At 60.2% G+C, this 18575-nt stretch carries 18 protein-coding genes, 2 pseudogenes and 1 riboswitch; of the genes and pseudogenes, 12 read left to right on the top strand and 8 right to left on the bottom strand.

The annotated features are described in order from the left end of the window. The first annotated feature begins 112 nt into the window (after positions 1–112). The 3 genes from BBBR_RS02810 (at position 113) to BBBR_RS02800 (ending at position 3009) form a co-directional block, all read left to right on the top strand. On the top strand, positions 113–799 hold the full coding sequence (locus BBBR_RS02810; RefSeq protein WP_003828674.1) for a LysR family transcriptional regulator: 687 nt from the start codon (positions 113–115) through the stop codon (positions 797–799). Between the two features lie 16 nt (positions 800–815). Next, on the top strand, positions 816–1874 hold the full coding sequence (locus tag BBBR_RS02805) for a LysR family transcriptional regulator (protein WP_225851417.1): 1059 nt from the start codon (positions 816–818) through the stop codon (positions 1872–1874). A 106-nt stretch (positions 1875–1980) separates the two neighbouring features. Further along, a complete protein-coding gene (locus BBBR_RS02800) occupies positions 1981–3009 on the top strand; it encodes a LacI family DNA-binding transcriptional regulator (protein ID WP_003828672.1) in 1029 nt (342 codons plus the stop codon). A 99-nt stretch (positions 3010–3108) separates the two neighbouring features. Here BBBR_RS02800 and BBBR_RS02795 read toward each other — a convergent pair whose 3' ends face one another. Further along, positions 3109–4050 (bottom strand): inorganic phosphate transporter, encoded by a 942-nt coding sequence (locus BBBR_RS02795; protein ID WP_003828671.1) that lies wholly within the window; start codon positions 4048–4050, stop codon positions 3109–3111. A 339-nt stretch (positions 4051–4389) separates the two neighbouring features. On the opposite strand from BBBR_RS02795, the gene BBBR_RS02790 reads away from it, so the two are divergent. The 5 genes from BBBR_RS02790 to BBBR_RS02770 all read left to right on the top strand — a co-directional run bounded on the left by BBBR_RS02790 (position 4390) and on the right by BBBR_RS02770 (position 9387). Further along, a complete protein-coding gene (locus BBBR_RS02790; protein WP_225851416.1) occupies positions 4390–5334 on the top strand; it encodes a carbohydrate ABC transporter permease in 945 nt (314 codons plus the stop codon). Further along, positions 5334–6140 (top strand): carbohydrate ABC transporter permease, encoded by an 807-nt coding sequence (locus tag BBBR_RS02785; protein ID WP_003828669.1) that lies wholly within the window; start codon positions 5334–5336, stop codon positions 6138–6140. Before BBBR_RS02790 ends, BBBR_RS02785 begins: the two co-directional genes overlap by 1 nt. A gap of 159 nt (positions 6141–6299) precedes the next feature. Beyond that, positions 6300–7652: an ABC transporter substrate-binding protein gene (locus BBBR_RS02780; RefSeq protein WP_003828668.1), complete on the top strand. Its 1353-nt coding sequence runs from the start codon at positions 6300–6302 to the stop codon at positions 7650–7652. Between the two features lie 104 nt (positions 7653–7756). Next, positions 7757–8629, top strand: a complete 873-nt coding sequence (locus BBBR_RS02775) for a glycerophosphodiester phosphodiesterase family protein (RefSeq protein WP_003828667.1) — start codon at positions 7757–7759, stop codon at positions 8627–8629. A 140-nt stretch (positions 8630–8769) separates the two neighbouring features. Then, positions 8770–9387 carry a DUF47 domain-containing protein gene (locus BBBR_RS02770; RefSeq protein ID WP_003828666.1) on the top strand — a complete coding sequence of 206 codons (618 nt, stop codon included), beginning with the start codon at positions 8770–8772 and terminating at the stop codon, positions 9385–9387. Positions 9388–9495: 108 nt separating this feature from the next. On the opposite strand, the gene BBBR_RS02765 is transcribed toward BBBR_RS02770, so the two are convergent. From BBBR_RS02765 to BBBR_RS02755, 3 genes are all read right to left on the bottom strand, one after another. After that, positions 9496–10857 (bottom strand): ATP-binding protein, encoded by a 1362-nt coding sequence (locus BBBR_RS02765; protein ID WP_047928206.1) that lies wholly within the window; start codon positions 10855–10857, stop codon positions 9496–9498. 229 nt (positions 10858–11086) lie between these two features. Continuing rightward, positions 11087–12130, bottom strand: coding sequence for a zinc-dependent alcohol dehydrogenase family protein (locus BBBR_RS02760; RefSeq protein ID WP_003828664.1), 1044 nt, complete (start codon positions 12128–12130; stop codon positions 11087–11089). A gap of 40 nt (positions 12131–12170) precedes the next feature. Further along, positions 12171–12635 carry a MerR family transcriptional regulator gene (locus BBBR_RS02755; RefSeq protein WP_003828663.1) on the bottom strand — a complete coding sequence of 155 codons (465 nt, stop codon included), beginning with the start codon at positions 12633–12635 and terminating at the stop codon, positions 12171–12173. A 75-nt stretch (positions 12636–12710) separates the two neighbouring features. Next, positions 12711–12780: riboswitch (Fluoride riboswitch) on the top strand. Positions 12781–12842: 62 nt separating this feature from the next. Between BBBR_RS02755 and BBBR_RS02750 the strand changes: the two genes are divergently transcribed. The 4 genes and pseudogenes from BBBR_RS02750 to BBBR_RS11045 all read left to right on the top strand — a co-directional run bounded on the left by BBBR_RS02750 (position 12843) and on the right by BBBR_RS11045 (position 14312). Then, complete coding sequence (locus BBBR_RS02750) at positions 12843–13379, top strand: fluoride efflux transporter FluC (RefSeq protein ID WP_025262858.1); 537 nt, start codon at positions 12843–12845, stop codon at positions 13377–13379. Next, complete coding sequence (locus BBBR_RS02745) at positions 13379–13744, top strand: fluoride efflux transporter FluC (RefSeq protein ID WP_003828661.1); 366 nt, start codon at positions 13379–13381, stop codon at positions 13742–13744. Before BBBR_RS02750 ends, BBBR_RS02745 begins: the two co-directional genes overlap by 1 nt. An 80-nt stretch (positions 13745–13824) precedes the next feature. Next, a pseudogene (locus BBBR_RS02740) lies at positions 13825–14156 on the top strand (GtrA family protein); the annotation flags it as partial. A 15-nt stretch (positions 14157–14171) separates the two neighbouring features. Then, complete coding sequence (locus BBBR_RS11045) at positions 14172–14312, top strand: hypothetical protein (protein WP_003828659.1); 141 nt, start codon at positions 14172–14174, stop codon at positions 14310–14312. A gap of 84 nt (positions 14313–14396) precedes the next feature. On the opposite strand, the gene BBBR_RS02735 is transcribed toward BBBR_RS11045, so the two are convergent. The 4 genes and pseudogenes from BBBR_RS02735 to tuf form a co-directional block, all read right to left on the bottom strand. Then, positions 14397–15461 (bottom strand): YeiH family protein, encoded by a 1065-nt coding sequence (locus BBBR_RS02735; RefSeq protein ID WP_003828658.1) that lies wholly within the window; start codon positions 15459–15461, stop codon positions 14397–14399. A 114-nt stretch (positions 15462–15575) separates the two neighbouring features. After that, positions 15576–16391, bottom strand: coding sequence for a LysR family transcriptional regulator (locus tag BBBR_RS02730; protein WP_003828657.1), 816 nt, complete (start codon positions 16389–16391; stop codon positions 15576–15578). Positions 16392–16408: 17 nt separating this feature from the next. Next, positions 16409–17136 (bottom strand): annotated as a pseudogene (locus BBBR_RS10630) (DUF4391 domain-containing protein). Positions 17137–17346: 210 nt separating this feature from the next. Continuing rightward, entirely contained in the window at positions 17347–18546 is a 1200-nt protein-coding gene (gene tuf / locus BBBR_RS02720; RefSeq protein WP_003828654.1) for an elongation factor Tu, read from the bottom strand. Between the last annotated feature and the right edge of the window lie 29 nt (positions 18547–18575).

The raw sequence follows: 18575 nt of genomic DNA, 5'->3' as shown, positions 1-18575 counted from the left end.
CGCATGCTGTTCGCCGCGTCATTACCGAGACTATCCACGTTTAGCATAATAAGTTCACGGACGGCGGGCATAATGGCAATAGAAGTCCGTCCACACCGAAGGAGCCCCGAGGATGGAACTGCGCGTCCTGCGATATTTTCTGGCGGTTGCCGAGGAAGGCAATATCACGTGGGCCGCGCAGTTGCTGCGTATTTCCCAGCCGACGCTTTCCCGTCAGCTCAAACAGTTGGAAGAGGAATTGGGCGTCACGCTGTTTGAACGCGGCAGTCACACCATCACGCTCACCGAGGAAGGCCGGCTGCTGCGCGAACGTGCGCAGACCATCGTTTCGCTGGCGGACAAAACCGAATTCGAATTGAAGCAATCCGGCAATGACCTCAGCGGTGAAATCGCCATGGGATGCGGCGAAGTGCGCGGCATGACATTGCTGTCCCAGCGCATGGCTGCTTTTCGCGAGCAGCATCCCAACGTGCGATTCCGGGTCACCAGCACCACATCGGACATTATTCAGGAACAGATTGAGCAAGGTCTCATGGACTTCGGCCTGCTTACCGATCCGGTGGATGTCAGCCAATACGAGTTCCTGCGCACCGGTATTACAGGGCACTGGTCAGCGATGGTTCCAGGCAACCACCCGCTGGCGGAACGCGAATCGTTGACCCCGCAGAATCTCAAGGATGTGCCGCTGCTGTTCCCGGTGCGCACGCCCGTACACAATCTGCTACTGAACTGGTTCGGGCAATACGCCGATCAAGGCGGAGCTCAACGCCGGGTATCACACGCCGGAACGCACCCATGAGCTTTTCGAGGAACTGGTGAGCCATCCTGTTGACCCCACGTTCCGGTTGAACGCGCCATTCCGCACCGACTTCGGCCGCAACGAACACGACACACAGGGAGCCGTCAAGCGAGGGCGTGAAGGTGGCGACCACACCGAATACGGCCACGCCGATCGCGCCGCCGCGCAGACCGGCAGCTTCGCTAAGGCCGGCCATCGTCTGCATATTTCCACACCGGCGGTGGCCAAACAAATCAATACGTTCGAAAAGGAATACGGTCTGACGCTGTTCGACCGATCACGCAGCGGCGTGCAACTCACCAAAGCCGGCAAGGAGTTCGTCGAGGACGCGCAGATGATCGTGCGCCAATGCGAGGAGAGTCTACGTCGTGCACAACGGCGCAGCACCGACGGCATCGCCACCGTCCGCCTTGGCGTTTCCATTCTGCGCCCCGGCCGCCGCATCCTCGACCTATGGCAGCGCGATGCCGGCAAACACACCGACATCCGCCTGGAACTGGTGTCGATGCCCGATGACTCCGAAGCGATCAACGACATCGTCACCCATCTCGGCGAAGACGTCGATCTGATATCCACGGCCTTCGACACCGGCTATTGGGACGACACCGGCAACACCCTCGCCCTCGATTCCGAGCCGCTGTGCGTGGCGGTGCCGCGCAATCACGCATTGGCGAGACGCGCACGGCTCACATTGAAAGACCTCGAAGGCACACGCATCCGCATCCTCAAACGCCATCGCGGCACCAACGACACGGCCCGGGACCTGCTGGAACAATGCCCCGCCATCGATTTGATCGACATCGACCACTACGACCTCGACACGTTCAACGACTGCGCCGAATCCGGCGACCTGCTCATCCCCAAACCCATGTGGGCCAGCGCACACCCACAGCTCGTCAACGTGGCCGTGGACTGGCCCGAACCGGTCGTCATGCACTACGGACTGCTCTACCCGCTCGACGCAAGCCCGGCGATTCACACATTATGGAATTTCTCGCCGCAGACGGAGATCTCGAACCGTGACCGTCCAACGAAACCGCGCCGATGCTCCGGCGTGAAGTGCGGTAATCTCTAAGAAAAGGCCATTGTGTCGAGATGGCGGGGCAACGGGCAGCGTTGCGGATTTGGGCTGAGGCCCCGTCGCTTGCGGTGTTGCATATTGCGACGATGAGGAGGGCAGCATGGAGGCCGCAGAGAGCAGGCAGCCGACGATTTTCGATGTCGCTGCGGAGGCCGGCGTCTCCAAGTCCATGGTTTCCCGCGTGATGCGCGGCGAAGGGGGCGTGCGTCAGGAGAAGGTGGACCGTGTGCTCGCCGCGGCGGAGAAGCTCGGATACGTGCCGAGCGCCATGGCCAGCGGGCTCGCCTCGAAGCGCACGAAAACGCTGGGAGTGGTGGTCAGGAACGCGAAGCTGCCTTTCTATGGGTTCCTTCAGGGCGCCATGCAGAAGCGGGCGCGTGAGCGCGGCTATCAGATGGTGTCCATCAGCGGCGTGGAGGAACTGTCCGCGGATGATGCGCGCCAGGCGCTGCGCGATTTGATCGCCCTGCGCGTCGAGGGGCTGATCGTATGCTCCGCCATGCTTGCGGTGGAGGATTTCATGCCGTTCATCGACCGGATCCCGTTCGTGATGGCCGGGCACGAGGACACGACGCGCACCGTGTCCTCGGTGTTTTGCGATGAGGAGGACGGCGGCCGCAGGCTCGCGCAATACGTCCACGACTTCGGGCACCGGGAGGTGGCGGTGTTTCTGGTGCCCAGGGAATACTCGGTCAGCCAGTACGGCCGCGGCATGGCCATGATCGAGCTGCTCGGGCAGCTCGGCATCCGCGTGAAGGTGATGGATATGAAAGGGGCCGAAGAGGTTGGAACGCTGGTGGACGAGGTGCTGTGCCATCCCAGGATCACCGCGTATATGTGCCCGTCCGACGTGGTCATGCTCAATGTGATGGACGAGTTGCGCCGGCGCGACGTTTCCGTGCCGCAGGATGTGTCCGTCACCGGCTATGACGGGTTTGGCCCGCTCGCGTCGCCGTACCTTGGATTCACCACATATCGGCAGCCTTTGGAGGAGATCGGTTCCCGCGCTGTAGATCTGGTGCTCGAGCGTCTGGATGGCGGTGACCACGCCGTGGAGGCGCTGCCAGTAAAGGGGGAATTCATCCACGGGCGCACCGTGGCGCTGCCACGTTGGAAAGACGGGCGATAGACGGGCAATAGGCGGAACGGAAGCCGCATCCCGCGCCGCAATCCCATGCACCCGCGCGTGGTGGCGACGGAGCGATAGCACCCGTCGCCCGAGGATGCATCACAGTGGCAGCAGATCGAGCCCGTTGGCTGCGGCATAGCCCAGGATCCAGGCCATGGGCAGGGTTGCCGCCCATGCGATGAGGATCCTGCGTGCCTCGCCCCAGCGGACCTTGCGCCAGTCGTTCGTCTGGCAGGTGCCGATGAGCGCGCCCGATATGGACTGGGTCATGCTGACCGGGCTTCCCAGCGCCGAGCTGACGAGCACGGCGGCGGAGGCCGCCCACAGGGTGACCCAGATCTGCCGGGAATCCGGCACGATGGTGCCGCGCTGCAGTGCGGCTGCTCCCTTGGGCATGCCGGTGAGCACGCCGGTCAGGAACGTCGCGGCGACGATTGCGGTGATGGCGGCGCTGTGCGTGGCAGTTCCCAAATCGACTCCCATGGCGGTGCCGAACAGGGCGATCATCTTCTGCCCGTCATTGCTGCCATAGGCGATGCAGGTGAGCAGGAATCCAAGGAAGACCATGGTGGTCGAGGACTGCGGGGTTCTGGATTGGAACAGCAGGTAGATGGTGCGGGAGATGGCGAACGCCACCAGAGGCGAAAGTATCGCTATCCCGAGGACGCGCAGCACCAGATGCCATTGGGGATGTCCGCCGGCGAAGCCGGCTCCGGAGGATGCTCCGACCAGGGCGAGCGTGATCGAGGTGGGCACGCCGCCTCCGTTGAGCGCCAGCAGGGTGGCCGATGCGGCGACGAGCACCGCCGCCAGCAGGAGCGGACTTTGTCCGCCGGATCCTTCGGAGGAGACCATGGCGACGATGGCTCCTCCGACGCGGCTGTTGGCGGCCGGCAGCAAGGCCACCGCCGTCGCCAGCATCAGGAAGGGGGCCGCCGTGACGCGGCGCGCGGCCTTGAGGTTGATGGCCACCAGGGGAGACCCGTCGTTCCTTCCTCCAAGCAGGCAGAACACCAATGCCAACATGGGAATAACCCACATATCTCACCCTCCTTGCTGAGAACGCTCCCAATACTGTAATTATTGAGTTTATAAATATTAGCACTGAATTCAGCGAACGTTCATCTTTAGCCTGAAAATGGCTGTATATCGTCGATTAGACTTTCTTATGTCGAAAGGATATACTATGAATCACTGGGAGCGCTCCGAAGATGGAGTGACCCCATACAACAACGGATATAGATAGCAGCAAATCAGCAACTCGATACGCCGCGTCCGTCATCGGAACGGCTGCGGCTCACAACCAAAAGACGTAAAAGGGTATTACCCATGGCTCTCGGCAAGGCAATGCCGGAGCCGGAGAAAGAAAGGAAGCGCGAGATGGCGTCATCAACCCATTTGTCGCAATCCCCGCACGGCGCCAAGACGCACGGCGGACGCACGGCGAACGTTCTCGTTGCGAAGAATCGCCTGACCGGTGCGGTCATGCTGGTTCCGGCATTGGCATTGCTGGTCGTGTTCGTGTTCGGCCCGCTGGTGCGCGTAGTGATGATGAGCATGCAGGGCACGGACATCTTCGGTTCGCCCTCAGGCTTCATCGGGCTGGAGAACTACAGGACGGTCTTCACGGACCCGGCGTTTGTCAAGGTGCTTATCCAGACGTTCCTCTACGCCGTGCTGGTCGTGGCGGGGCGCATCGCCTTGGGCGTGCTGCTGGCGATTCTGCTGACGAGGCACATCATGGGCATCAAGATACTGCGCGTGGCCATGACCTCGATCGTCAGCGTCTCGGTGGCGGCCGCATCGCTGGGCTTCCTGGCGTTGTTCGGCTCGAGCGGCGTGATCAATTCGATCATCGAGAAACTGGGCATCCGGCCGGTCGGGTTCCTCACCGACGCGAAGTGGGCGTTCTTCACGGTCACCTTGGTGACCATCTGGACCGGTCTCGGATTCGCGCTGATCCTGTTGTGCGCCGCGATCGACGGCGTGGACCAGGAGATCCTGGAGGCCGCGCGCATCGACGGCGCGAACGAAGCCCGCATCCAGTGGTCCATCGTGCTGCCGCTGATCACACCGACGCTGTTCTACATCGCCGTGACCACATGCATCGAGGCCCTGCAGGCGTTCGCCCAGATCAACATCCTGACCAAGGGCGGACCGGGCCAGGCGACCACGACCATCACCTACAACATCTACACCACCGCGTTCAACGCGGGCAGCGCGAATTTCGGCATCGCGTCCGCGCTGGGCATCGTGCTGTTCCTGTTCGTGTTCGTCCTGACATTGCTGCAGTTCCGCTTCCTGGAAGGCAAGGTGAACTACTGATGATCCGCAAGACTTCCCCCGTGAGCCAGGGCCTGTGGGCCGTGCTGGCCCTGATCGTGACCGTGCTGGTCATGCTGCCGGTTCTGTACATCTACGTCGGCGCGTTCTTCTTCGACGCCAACGGCCTGTTCAGGGGCTTCACCCTGGGCAATTTCATGCGCGCCATGTCCCAGATGCCCCTGACCCAGCAGCTGGGCAACAGCATCGTCGTGACCGTCTGCCAGACCGCGGGCCAGATCGTGACCGCGTTCCTCGCCGCCTACGCCATCGTGTTCTGCAATCTGAGGCGGCCCGGAATGTGGATGATGGTCTTCCTCATGAGCATGATGGTGCCTGGCGAGACCACCCTGCTGTCGAACTACCTGAACATCGCCAACTGGGGACTCATGGACACGATCCCGGCGATTTTCCTGCCGTTCCTGGTGCAGGGCTTCACCGTGTTCCTGTTCCGCCAGGCGTTCCGTTCCTTCCCCAAGGAGCTGCGCGAGGCGTCGCTGATCGACGGCGCCGGCCATCTGCGGTTCATGATCGACGTGCTCCTGCCCATCGTCAAGCCGACCATCATCGCCGCGACGATCAACGCCATGGTCGCCGCGTGGAACGGCTACTTCTGGCCCCTGCTCGTGACCAACAAGCCCGAGCACCGCACCATTCAGGTCGGCATCACCCAGCTGAGCGGCACCGACGGCTCCAACATCGGCGTGGTCCTGGCCGGCGCGGCCATCGCGGTCGTCCCGGCGATGATCCTCACGCTCCTGTTCAACCGGTCCCTGCGCGGCATGAGCGTCGCCGGAAGCATCAAGTAGCCCATCCGCCGCCCCTCGCGGGCGGTCCGAGAATCCAACGTCAACCCGGACCGGGGCATCCGGTCCAAAGCACGCATGGCGCCATCCGGGCGCCAACGAACAGATTTTTCTGTCGGAGGCCAGAACGGCCCATCCGGCGCAACAAGAAAGGAAATCACCATGAGGAAGTCAACGCTGCTGAAGGCCGCCGCCATCGCGGTCCTACCCATGCTCGCACTGTCCGCCTGCGGCTCCTCGTCGAACACGAACGCCGATGCGAACGGCGGCGAGCAGAACGTCACGTTCTGGTACTCGAACTCCGGCCCGGCCGTGGACGCCATCAACCAGCTCGTCTCCGAGTTCAACGACGCCAACAAGGGCAAGATCAAGGTCGAGGCCTCCTATCAGGGCTCCTACACGGACGTGCAGCAGAAGTTCTCCGCCGCCGTCCAGGCCAAGTCCACGCCCTCGATCCTGCAGATGAACGACACCTCGACCGGCTACATGATCGACAGCAAGATGACCACCCCGGTCTACAAGTTCGCTGAGGGCGACTCCGACTTCGATACGGCCGACCTGCAGCCGGTCGCGCTGAAGTACTACAGCGACGACAACGGCCTGCTGTCCCTGCCGTTCGCCATCAGCCAGCCCGTGACCTACATCAACAACAAACTCGCCCAGCAGGCCGGCCTGGACGTGTCCAACCCGCCGACCACCTTCGCCGAGGTCGTCGACTGGGCCAACACCATCCATGAGAAGACCGGCGCCTACGGCTTCTCGATGAACATGGTCGACTCGTGGATCCTGGAGGAACTCTCCGCCAGCCACGGCGAGCTCATCGCCACCCCCGACAACGGACGCGGCGGCAAGGCCGTCACCGGCGTGAACATGACCTCCGCGACCCAGCTCGACATGTTTCAGAAGATCGCCGACATGTTCAAGGACGGCGTCGCGCTCAACCCCGGCACCGATTCCAGTTCGATGACGACCGCCTTCACCTCCAACAAGGTCGGCGTCGTGCTGACCTCCTCCGCCTCCTACACCTCCATGCTGCCCGACAGCTCCTCCAAGAACGTGACCATTGCCCAGTTCCCGCACGACGACGCGAACAAGGACGCCGGCACCCCGATCGGCGGCAACTCGCTGTGGATCGTGGCCGCCGAGCACTCCGAGGCCGAGCAGAAGGCCACCTGGGAGTTCGGCAAGTACATGATGACCCCGCACGCCCAGGCCGTGTTCGCCAAGGCCTCCGGCAACCTGTTCGCCAACACCAAGGCCGCCGACGAGGCCGAAGGCAAGGAGATCCTTCAGGATCCGAACGTCAAGGTCTTCTACGACCAGCTTGCCACCAACCCGTCCACCAGCGTGTCGCTGGGAGCCCGTACCGGCGCCTACCCGTCCATCCGCAAGGACGTGATGGCCTCCTTCAACGAGGTCGTCGGCGGCTCCAAGGATCTCAAGACCGCCATGCAGGAGGCCCAGACCCAGTCCGCCAAGGACATCGCCACCTACAACAAGGCCGCGGGCAAGTGATCCCGCGCCGGTAAACAGTCCCTTTCGCCGTCCCTCCCCGGTTGTCTATACCGGGGCGGGATGGCCCGAATTCCACCCCCCCAGACAGCAACAAAGGAGCCGACATGAGCACCAAGACGGCCGCGCCGCGATTCGGCCGCGAACGGTACGCGGACATCAACATCGATCTCAACCGGGCGTGCGACCAATCGCCGTTCGTCATCGCCGCGCACCGCGGCACGCCGCGTGGCGATATCCGCGAGAACACACTCAACGGCGTCATCGCCACCACAAAGGTCAACGCCGACATCGCCGAGATCGACGTGATCCGCTCCACCGACGGCGAATACTTCGCCTTCCACGACGGCACCGAGATGGCCCGCCTGCGCATCACTGACGACATCCTGTCCAAGACCGCCGCCGAGCTCGACGAACTGCGCTACACCGAATATCCCGGCGCCTACTACGGCAACGTCGAGAGGGTCGCGCACATCCTGTCGAACGCGCCGGACATCCTCATCAACATCGATCGCTCCTGGCGCTACTGGAGCACCGGGTTCCTCGACTGGCTCGACCAGTTCCACCTCGAACGCAAGCTCATCCTCAAATGCCCCGTCGCGGAGGGGTTCCAGCAGGCCCTTCACGATCATGAGACCAAATACATGTTCATGGGCATGATCCAGAGCCCCGACGAGCTCGATCTGTTCGTCGGCGACGAGCAGATCAACACCGTCGGCGTGGAACTCGTAGCCACCACCGAGGACACCCCACTCGCCGACCCCGCGGTCTTCCGCACGATCAGCGAGCACGGCCTGTACAGCTTCGTCAACGCCCTCGACCTCGGCAACGGATACTGCGGTCTCAAGGGCATGGACGACACCCGCTCCATCCTCGAAGGACCCCAGCATGGGTGGGGCGCGCTCCTCACCCTCGGCGCCAACGTCATCCAGACCGACTGGCCCGAGAAACTCGACGAGTATCGCCGGGTCATCGCCTGATTCCGGCGGTTCTCCGCGATTTCCCCTCAGCGGCCCCTCTGCGTTTCCGGATCAGCCTGAAACGGCGCCCGTTCCGGGCCGGTCCGGAAACGCAGAGGCCGCTGCCTTCGCCGCGACAATGAACGAAAGAAGGTGCCACAATGCCGTGGTTCAGCGCCAAGAACGCGCTCGCAGAGGATCCTGTCATGGGGCTGCTCCGGGAACAGGTGATGACAACCCGCAAAGGAGTGTCCATCGCGTTGGACGCCGTCGAGGGGCATCTGAGCGTCGATGAATCCAGAAAGAGCGTCAACGATATCGAGCACGAGGGGGACGAGGTCCGTTCCAAGGTCGTTCACGCGTTGGCCAAGGCCTGGACCACGCCGTTGGACCGTGAGGATCTGTTCCGTTTCTCCCGATCCATCGACGACGTGCTCGACAACACCCGCGATTTCATACGCGAAATCCATCTTTGGAAAGGATATGCCGGCGAACACGCCAATGTCGCGTTGACCCACGTGAACGTCGCCCTGCACGATCTGGAACTCGCCGTGACCGCGGAAGGCGCCGACATGCGCCGGTACTGCCTCGAGGCCAGCAAGGAATCCGCCCGCGTGCGGCGCGCCTACGAATCGGGGCTTGCAGCCGTCTACACCGGCGAAATGAGCATGGACACCCTGAAAACCCGAGATCTGCTGCGCCGCGTCGACGTCATAGGCCTGAGGCTTGGGGAGTCCTCCGACGCCATCCTCGACGGGCTCGTCAAACGCGGGCTGTGACTCACCGGAATACCGCAAAGGGAAAGGCGCGAATATGCGCAGGAAACTGATTCTTGATTTGGATACGGGCATCGACGACGCGCTGGCAATCGGATCCATCTTCTCGCGTCACAGACAGTGGGCCATATACAACGGCAGCTTGATGCGTTCTCCATTCACTTCGAGTTGGCGGGGATGCAGAACGTATTCCTCGCCCAATCGTTGGGCATACCTTTTGCGGAATTTGTCGAGCGAAGACACACCGTATCGTTTCGTGGATTTCACTTCGATCGGGCTGATGCGAGGTTTCATCGCGGCATTATCGTATTCCCGAACGATGAGGAAGTCTATCTCCATGGTTTTCGAGGCATCCGTTCTATCCGAGCGCGAGAAGAAATACAGTTTGTGCCCATTAGCCCGGAATTGCTGAGCCACCGCATTCTCCACCAGCATTCCTTCGTTGAGCGAAAGCCTATCGAACAGAATATCCCGGTACACATCATCCGGCGTTGTCTCTCGATCGGCAAACGCCTGCGACACCAACAAACCGGTATCCGCCATATAGCATTTGAATGAATCGTTATCTTCGTACAATCCCAGCCCCACCAAAGGGTCAGTCGAATTACGGCACAGGTTCACCAAGCGGGCGTCTTCCAACCAGAAGAACGCCGAATCGTATTCACGAGATCGAGCCCCCTTATCGACCGATGCCAGAGTGAATCGTTTCTCATGCTTGGACAGCTGCCCTGGAATCTGAGCGAAAATGCCCCGCACGTGGCCGGCATCGCCATTGGCGAACTTGCCGATATCATCACTGTACAGTTGCAGGATGCCACGTTTAATCGAATCCACCTCGCCAAAATCGCGATGCTCGACATAATCGGCAACCGCCTGCGGCATACCGCCCACCAGCAGATATTCGCGCCACAGCCTCATCGCTCGTTTGTGCAGCGCATCGGGCAACGGGACCAGACGCTCGAACGATTTGCGAATCGTTTCAGCAAGCAGCTCCTCCCCCATGGCCCAGCAGAACTCCTCAAAATCGAGCGGCCCCATGTCCATTTTCCCTTCCTCGGAGGGGATGACGATATTCGCCACATTCCTCTTGATGGAGATCAGCGAACCAGTTTCCACATAGTCATACCGGCCATCCGCAACCAGATATTTGACGAGCTCCCTCGCCGCCGGATACCGCTGCACCTCGTCGAAAATAATCAACGATTCACGCTCGTACAGTCGCTTGCGGTAATACGCAGACAACAGCATGAAAAATGTGTCAAAGTCATCACGCTGGTTTTCGAAGATGTCGCGAACGTCGCGCGGCAAACGCGCGAAATCGATGAGAATATATGACTTGTACTGAATGCGGCCGAATTCCTCAACAATGGTGCTTTTGCCCACACGGCGAGCGCCTTCGACGAGAAGAGCCTCACGCCCACCCGCTTTTTGTTTCCATGCGATCAGCTTATCCAGCATCTTGCGCTTCAACATGAGCAATCACCTCATTACACGAAAACAACAGTATAGGCATATGCTATTCTACACGAAAACAGAAGTATAGAGGTGGCCGATTCTACACGAAAACAACGGTATAAGGATGCAAGCCGAACCGGCTCACCCCCAATCCCCCCCCATCACACCGGCGGCCTGTTTGATTGTGCGATTTTGTGCGAATGGCTCACACGGTTCTTAGTGAGAACCGTTCGCTGCGTACCTGACCCTAGAACCCGATCAGCGCCTTGATGACCTTGCGCTGGTCCATCGCCTCGTAGGCGTCTTGGATATGGTCGAGGTCGTACTCGGCGGTGAACACGCGGCCGGGGTTGATCTCGCCCTTGAGCACCGCGTCCAGCAGACCCTCATCAAGGTCATAGTGGCGCACGGGAGCCGGGCCGCCCTTGATGCCGATGTTGCCGTAGAACGTGCCTTCGGCGCTGATCTCCACATCGTGCGGCAGGCCCACACGGCCGATCACGCCGCCGCGTCGGATCAGGCCAATCGCCGTATCGAACGACTGCTTGGAGCCCACGCATTCGAGCACAGCGTCGGCGCCGTAGCCATCGGTCATCCCCAGCACCTTGTCAATGGCAGCCTGATCACGCTCCGGCACGATATCAGTCGCACCAAATTCGCGGGCGAGCGCCGCGCGATCCTCGTGACGGCTCATGGCAATAATGCGCGTGGCACCGCGCATCTTGGCGGCAATCACACCGCACAGGCCGACTGCACCATCGCCCATGACCACGGCGGTGTCACCGGGCTTGACCTCGGCAGAAGCCGCCGCGTGATAACCGGTGGACATCACATCGGAAATGGTCAGCAGCGATGCGAGCTGTTCATCGGAATAATCTTCCGGTGAACCGAGCACCTTGACCACGGTGCCATCCGCCTCGGGCACACGCAGGTATTCGGCCTGACAAGCGGAGAAGTAGCCGCCGTGCGGGCACACGGATTCGAAGCCGGCCTTGCATACCGGGCACTTGCCGCAGCTGTATGGGAATGGCACGACCACGAAATCACCTGGCTTAACGGATTCGACCGCCGCGCCAACCTCTTCGACCACACCGATGGACTCGTGACCCACCTGGCTGTGCGCGGCCTGTCCGCTCAGCCCACGAAAGAACCACAAATCAGAGCCACACACGCACGTGCGCACCACGCGAATCACGATGTCATCATCCTGTTCAAGCGTCGCCTTCGGCACTTCTTCCACGGCCATCTTGCCAGGCTCCACGAAAATCGCGGCTTTCATCATTTCGGTCATGTCAATCACTCCTTTGTTGGGAATATCTGTCTATTGTCGTTTATTGTTTGACGTCGGTTTGCAGGCGCTTCACCTGTTCGATGATGTTCCGGTTTTCTTCGATGAGCTGCTGCGCCTCCTCGTCGCGCCCCTCAGCCTTAGCCCGCCAGTACAGTGTCTTGAACGATACGTACGCCTGCTGCATTCGAATGGATTCGGCTTTGGCAGCGAGACGCAGGGCCTGCGCGTCGAGCAGTTCCATCTGGCGGCGTGCACCTTCTCGCCCGCCCTGCGAGTTGGCGAGGTATGTGCGCATCGATTCGAGCGGCATGCCCGTGGCTGCGAGACAGGATACTGTGGTCAGCCGTTCGAGATCGGCGTCCGAATAGGCGCGATGCCCCGAACTCGGGTCGCGAGTGATGGGGGCGATAATGCCGATCTGCTCGTAGTAGCGCAGCGTGGACTCCGGAAGCCTGGAAATCATCGACGCCTCGCGAATCGTATGCCATGCGGTCGTTGTGCTCATATCGACAACTCTAAAAACCTCAAGTACTTGAAGTAAAACGGCGACACACCCATGGATGTCTTCTGCACGAGTAGGCTGGGATTCGGCGATGGGACCCGCCTGAACTTGTTTCGAACCGCACACTGCTGATAGTTCCTACACACGATTTGACATTGCATGAAATCGTTGTGTCTTCAGCAGGATTCAGCGGTTTCAGGAAAGGCTACTATGGGTTCGCAATCCCCATTCGCAGGCGCCCGGCCGATTACGCACACGGCCACTCCCCCGGCGCGCAAGCTCCCCGATATTCATCTTGATATTGTGTTGGTCGTCTTCTGCGGCGGCACTATTGGCACCGCGATTCGCTATGCGTTCGCGCAGATTCCCGCGGCTGGCAGCTTCCACACCGGCACGTTTGTGGCCAACATGCTGGCTTGCTTCTGCTATGCAGGGCTGACCGCTTACTTGGCCGGCGCTTCCCGGTTCGGTGCACGTTCCAAAGAACTTGCCAGTCGCGGACTCGGCATGGGCGTATGCGGTGGTTTGTCTACGATGTCGACACTCGCGCTGGAAGGTTTTGCCGCAATCCGCGACGGTCAGGTGGCGGTCGGCATTGCCTATCTACTGGTGACGTTCGCGCTGGGTCTGGTTTGTGCGTCTGCCGGCGCGTGGGCAGGAACGCATCTGGCCGGCTCCTCGAACGTATCCGCCGAAGCGTCCGCTGATACGAATGCCGCTACAACCAGCAAGGGAGGTAAGGCGTGATGACCGTATTCCTACCAATCTTGGTCTGCCTGTGCGGCGGCGTAGGCGCCTCCTGCCGCTATCTGCTTGACGTGACCATCAAAACGTACTGGCGGCGCGCATTCCCACTTTCCACGTTCACCATCAATCTCATCGCCGGATTCCTAGCCGGTTTGGTCGCGGCGCTGGCCCTCGGCGGGACACTTGATGAACCATGGCGGCTAGTGCTGGCCACCGGTTTCCTCGGCGGCTTCTCCACGTTCTCGACCGCAATCAACGAAATGGTGACGCTCTTCTGCAAACACCGCTACCCCACCGCAGCGGCCTATCTGGTGCTGTCGCTGAGTGTGCCGGTCGTTGCTGCGGCCTGCGGTTTTCTCGTCTGATCGCCACGCCGATTCCCGACGCGGTCAGCGGTATCATTGCGAGGTCGAACGTCACAGGTACATCCGGGAGGTATATGGGCATGGCGAACAATGGAGCGGATGTGAAGCCGAATCAAGGTGTGGGCGCCACAAATACCTCGACCACAACGAATACTGCGGAAAATACCGTGGGCACGGCAACCCCGAAGCAAAATGGACTCGCCGTGTTGAGCAAGTATGTGGTGTTTCCGCCACGCAGACCATTGTGGAGTATGCGACGTTCGCCGTTCTGCACTTGATCGGCGTACCCTCACAGATCGCCAACGGCATCGCCGTGGTGTGTTCGGCGACCTACAACTTCGTGATGAACCGCAACGTGACATTCAAATCGTCCAGCAACTTCACCCGTTCCGTGGCGCTGTTCGTGCTGCTATGAGGCTGGTTCGCTGTGGCGTTCGTAATCATGGTGGTAATCGCCTTCGCCATCATCGGCATGCAACGTGCGATGTCCTCAACGACTAGGCAGAACACTCATGGCAATCATCACGACAACATCCTCAGTCAACGCGGATACCATCGCATCGACTGATTGCACCGACATATCACGACAACGAATAGGAGGCATATGACTCATTCATATGCCGCTTATTCGTATTTCAGAGCACTTATCAGATCAGAAGAACAGCACCGCGACGCCTGCCGCAAAGCACATGAGCAGAATCGAGGTCAGGAAGCTGGCGAGCATCGGCTTCTTACCCTTGGAAGCAATGGCCTTGAAGTTCACGTTGATGCCGAGCGCGGCCATGGCCATGCCGAGCACGATGTACGCAAAGTCCACGAGCTGCGGGGTGATGAAGGCGATGAACGGCACGAAAGTGCCGATGATCGAAGCGCCGATAAAGCCGAGCATGAACCACGGGAAGGCCACGGTCTTCTTGCCGGTGTTCTCCACCTCAGAGTGCTTCTTCTCCCACCAGATAGCGATAATGATGGCGGCAAACACGAGCATGAGCACGCGGGAGAGCTTCATGATGGTGGCGATGTCCACCGCGCCGAAAGCGTCGCCGGCGGCGACCGCGTGGGCGATTTCGTGCAGGGAAGCACCGGCGGTGATGCCCAGCTGGTCCTTGGTCATGCCGGTCAGCGGGCCGAGCGCGATCTCCAGCAACGCGAACACAGTACCCATAATGGCTACGATGGCCACGGCCATGGTCACGTCGTTGTCCTTCTCGTCCTGCTTGTCCTCAGACACCTTGATGGAACCGGCCAGACCCATGACGGCGGCCGCACCGCAGATGCCGGTGCCACCGGCGGTCAGGATGGCGAGCATCGGGTCGACACCGAGCTTGCGGGCGATGGCATAGCACACGATGATGGTCAGCGTGACGACCACAGCGGCGATCGGCAGACACTTGATGCCCTGCGTGAACAGCACGGCGAGGTTGAGCTTGAAACCGAGCAGGATGATGCCGAGGCGCAGCAGCTTGTTGGAAATCAGGCCAGCGGCGTCCTTGACGCCTGCCTTGCGGCCATCATTGGAACCGACGTAGGCACTGCGGATCGGGAACTGGATGATCATACCGATGAGCAGCGCGATGATAAGCGCGCCGAACAGGCTGAATCCGGGGAACTGCTTGAGCCAGGAGGCGAACAGCGAAGCCAGCAGAGTCAGAACGCCAATGAACAACATGTCAACGGCGGCAATGCGCTTCCACCATTTTGTACAGAACTCTCTCATGGTGTCTATTGAATCTCAAGTGTTTACATCGGTCAAATCATTGCTACCAATACATATCATCGATTTTGCCGATGCCACATTCTGGCTCCCCTCTGACGGGAGACAAGGCACTGACTATCCGCGCAACACAGCGATAATCGCTTCCACCAGCTCTCGCTGATCGTGCGTCAGGCCGGATCTCGGCACCAAGGCATAGAAACGGCGCACGAATTCGTCTCCGAGCTTTCGCGCCGGCACTCCAGAAGGCACTGCGGCTTCCGAAATCAGCGACTGCCCAAAGCCGGAAGACAACGCCGCCGCAATCGCGGCATTGCTGGACACCTCCATGGTGCGAGGCGGCAAACCCTGCATAGTCTTGAAATACAAATCCGTGTAATACCGCACACCGGAACCGTGCTCGCGCACCATCCATACGCCGTCTGGTTCTCCCGCCAAGACCAGCCGGTCCTCGCACAGGGTGACACGATCCACCGAATCATTGACGATCGGCTTTTCCACCACGCCCAAATGCACGGCTTTCATGCTTGCCTGGTCAAGAATGGCGTCCGAGTTCATCATCTGCACGGCAAAATCGAACCCATCCATGTTCCGGGCCATGACCGGCAATGCCTTGGGAAGCAATATTGCGGCGGTCGTATGCGAGAACGAGACCGCCAATGGCTCGCGATCCTCCTGCACGCGGGCAATCTGCTCGCGCGTATCACGCCATAATCCATCAATACCAATGGCAGTCTGATACAGCATCCGCCCGGCCTGCGTAGGCGTCACATCGCTTTTCGCATTGCGCACGAACAGCGGAGCCCCGACCATCTGTTCCAATTGGGCGATGCGCGACGACACCGTCGACTGCGACACTTTCAGCTCGTCAGCAGCCAACGTGAACTGGCCCACCTCATATACGGCGACCAGGGTCTCAAGCAATGGGAACATGGTTCAACTGTAACGCCTTATACTTCGCGCATCTGCGCTAATTGCGTCTTTGCCTTGTGGAGTTTGGCGTAAATTTCGTTACGCTGTGCCGGATTCTTAGCACGCTGATGATCTCGCGTAAGTTTGTCAACATCGGCTTCGAGTCGCGCGATCTCGCCATGCTGCACGATGCATGCATCCAGATTCTCGAAGTCCGTGGTTCCCAAAATCGCTTGCGAGCACAAGGAAGCCCACAGTTCATCAATGGTGGAGCCGGTCAACTCAAGCTGGCACTCCCTGCCGGCTGCCAGTCGCCTGCATACACGTGATAAATAAGCGTGTGTCCAGCACGCCCCGGCTGTGCACGACGCACCGCGAACGCGCATTCCTCGCGCGTTCTGCCTTCGAACGGCACCTCGCGCACACATGCAAACACAATGCCCGACTTGCGTTGTCCGGCAATAAGTTCGATGACTTCAGAAGGTATTTCAGTGGCTTTAGCCGTAAGTTTAAGACCGATAATCAACACTTCTGGAATCAGTTTGCCATCCGCAAGTCCAGTGTTGGCAGAACGAGCCAGGGCCAGCATGGTGATGGATTCAATCTCATTCACAAACCGCTGCTTAAGCTTGCCGGAAATCGGCGCTTTGCCCACGAACAGAGCCTTCGGCAATATGCCCTTGGCCTCCGGAATCGCCGTGGAAACAGGCAGTCCCAGTGAAATTGCGGATACGGAACCACAGTGAGAAGCCTGTGCACCAGTCATCATCGACCTTCTTTCCCGGCCTGCCATCAGTGTCATACCCTCGCAGTGCAGCAGTCCGTTTATCTATTGGAAAGCAACACTAGCGCATCCAGGCCGGAAGTCGTGGTACATATCCATATCCTGCTGCGGTTATAGGAAATCCCCTCCGAGTTTCCTCGAAGGGGATTTTCTATAACGCTAGTTCAAGCGAAGATTCTTGTCTGATGAAAATCAGGCGAGGATCTTGGTCACACGACCGGAGCCAACGGTGTGGCCACCTTCACGCACAGCGAAGGTCAGGCCTTCCTCCATAGCGATGGGCTGAATCAGCTCAACGGTGAAGGTAGCGTGGTCACCCGGCTGAACCATCTCGACGCCTTCCGGCAGCTCGATGACGCCGGTGACGTCGGTGGTGCGGAAGTAGAACTGCGGACGGTAGTTGGAGAAGAACGGCGAGTGACGGCCGCCCTCGTCCTTGGTCAGCACGTAGACTTCGCCCTCGAACTTGGTGTGCGGGGTGACGGAGCCCGGCTTGGCCACAACCTGGCCACGCTCGACATCTTCACGACCAAGACCACGCAGCAGCAGACCGGTGTTGTCGCCAGCCTCGCAGGCGTCCATGGTCTTGTGGAAGGTCTCGATGGAGGTGACGGTGGTGGTCTGGGTCGGACGGATACCAACGATCTCGACCGGAGTGTTGACGGCCAGCTGGCCACGCTCAACACGACCGGTGACAACGGTACCACGGCCGGAGATGGTGAAGACGTCCTCGATCGGCATCAGGAACGGCTTGTCGAGGTCGTGGACCGGGGTCGGGATGTAGTCGTCGACGGCGTCCATGAGGTCCTTAACGGACTGGACCCACTTCTCGTGGTCCGGAGCGTCGTCGTGCAGAGCACCGTAAGCGGAGGTGTGGATGACCGGGCAGTCGCGGTCGAAGCCGTTCTCGTCGAGGAGGTCGCGGACCTCTTCTTCGACGAGCTCGATGAGCTCCTCATCCTCAACCATGTCGCACTTGTTCAGGGCGACAAGGATCTTCGGGACGCCCACCTGACGAGCGAGCAGCACGTGCTCGCGGGTCTGAGCCATCGGGCCGTCGGTGGCGGCCACAACGAGGATGGCGCCATCCATCTGGGCAGCACCGGTGATCATGTTCTTCACGAAGTCGGCGTGGCCCGGGCAGTCGACGTGAGCGTAGTGACGCTTCTCGGTCTGGTACTCGATGTGGGCGATGTTGATGGTGATACCGCGGGCGGCCTCTTCCGGAGCAGAATCGATCTGGTTGAAGTCGTACTCCGGGTTGACATCCGGGAACTCCTCGTGCAGCACCTTGGAGATGGCAGCAGTCAGGGTAGTCTTACCGTGATCGACGTGGCCGATGGTACCAATGTTAACGTGCGGCTTAGTACGCTCGTACTTTTCCTTTGCCATTACTTTTGTCCTCCTGGACGTCTCGTGAG

This window comes from Bifidobacterium breve DSM 20213 = JCM 1192 (assembly GCF_001025175.1).
GTDB lineage: Bacteria > Actinomycetota > Actinomycetes > Actinomycetales > Bifidobacteriaceae > Bifidobacterium > Bifidobacterium breve.
The sequence above is the reverse complement of the archived record's forward strand: the minus strand, read 5'-3'. Positions and strand labels throughout refer to the sequence as shown.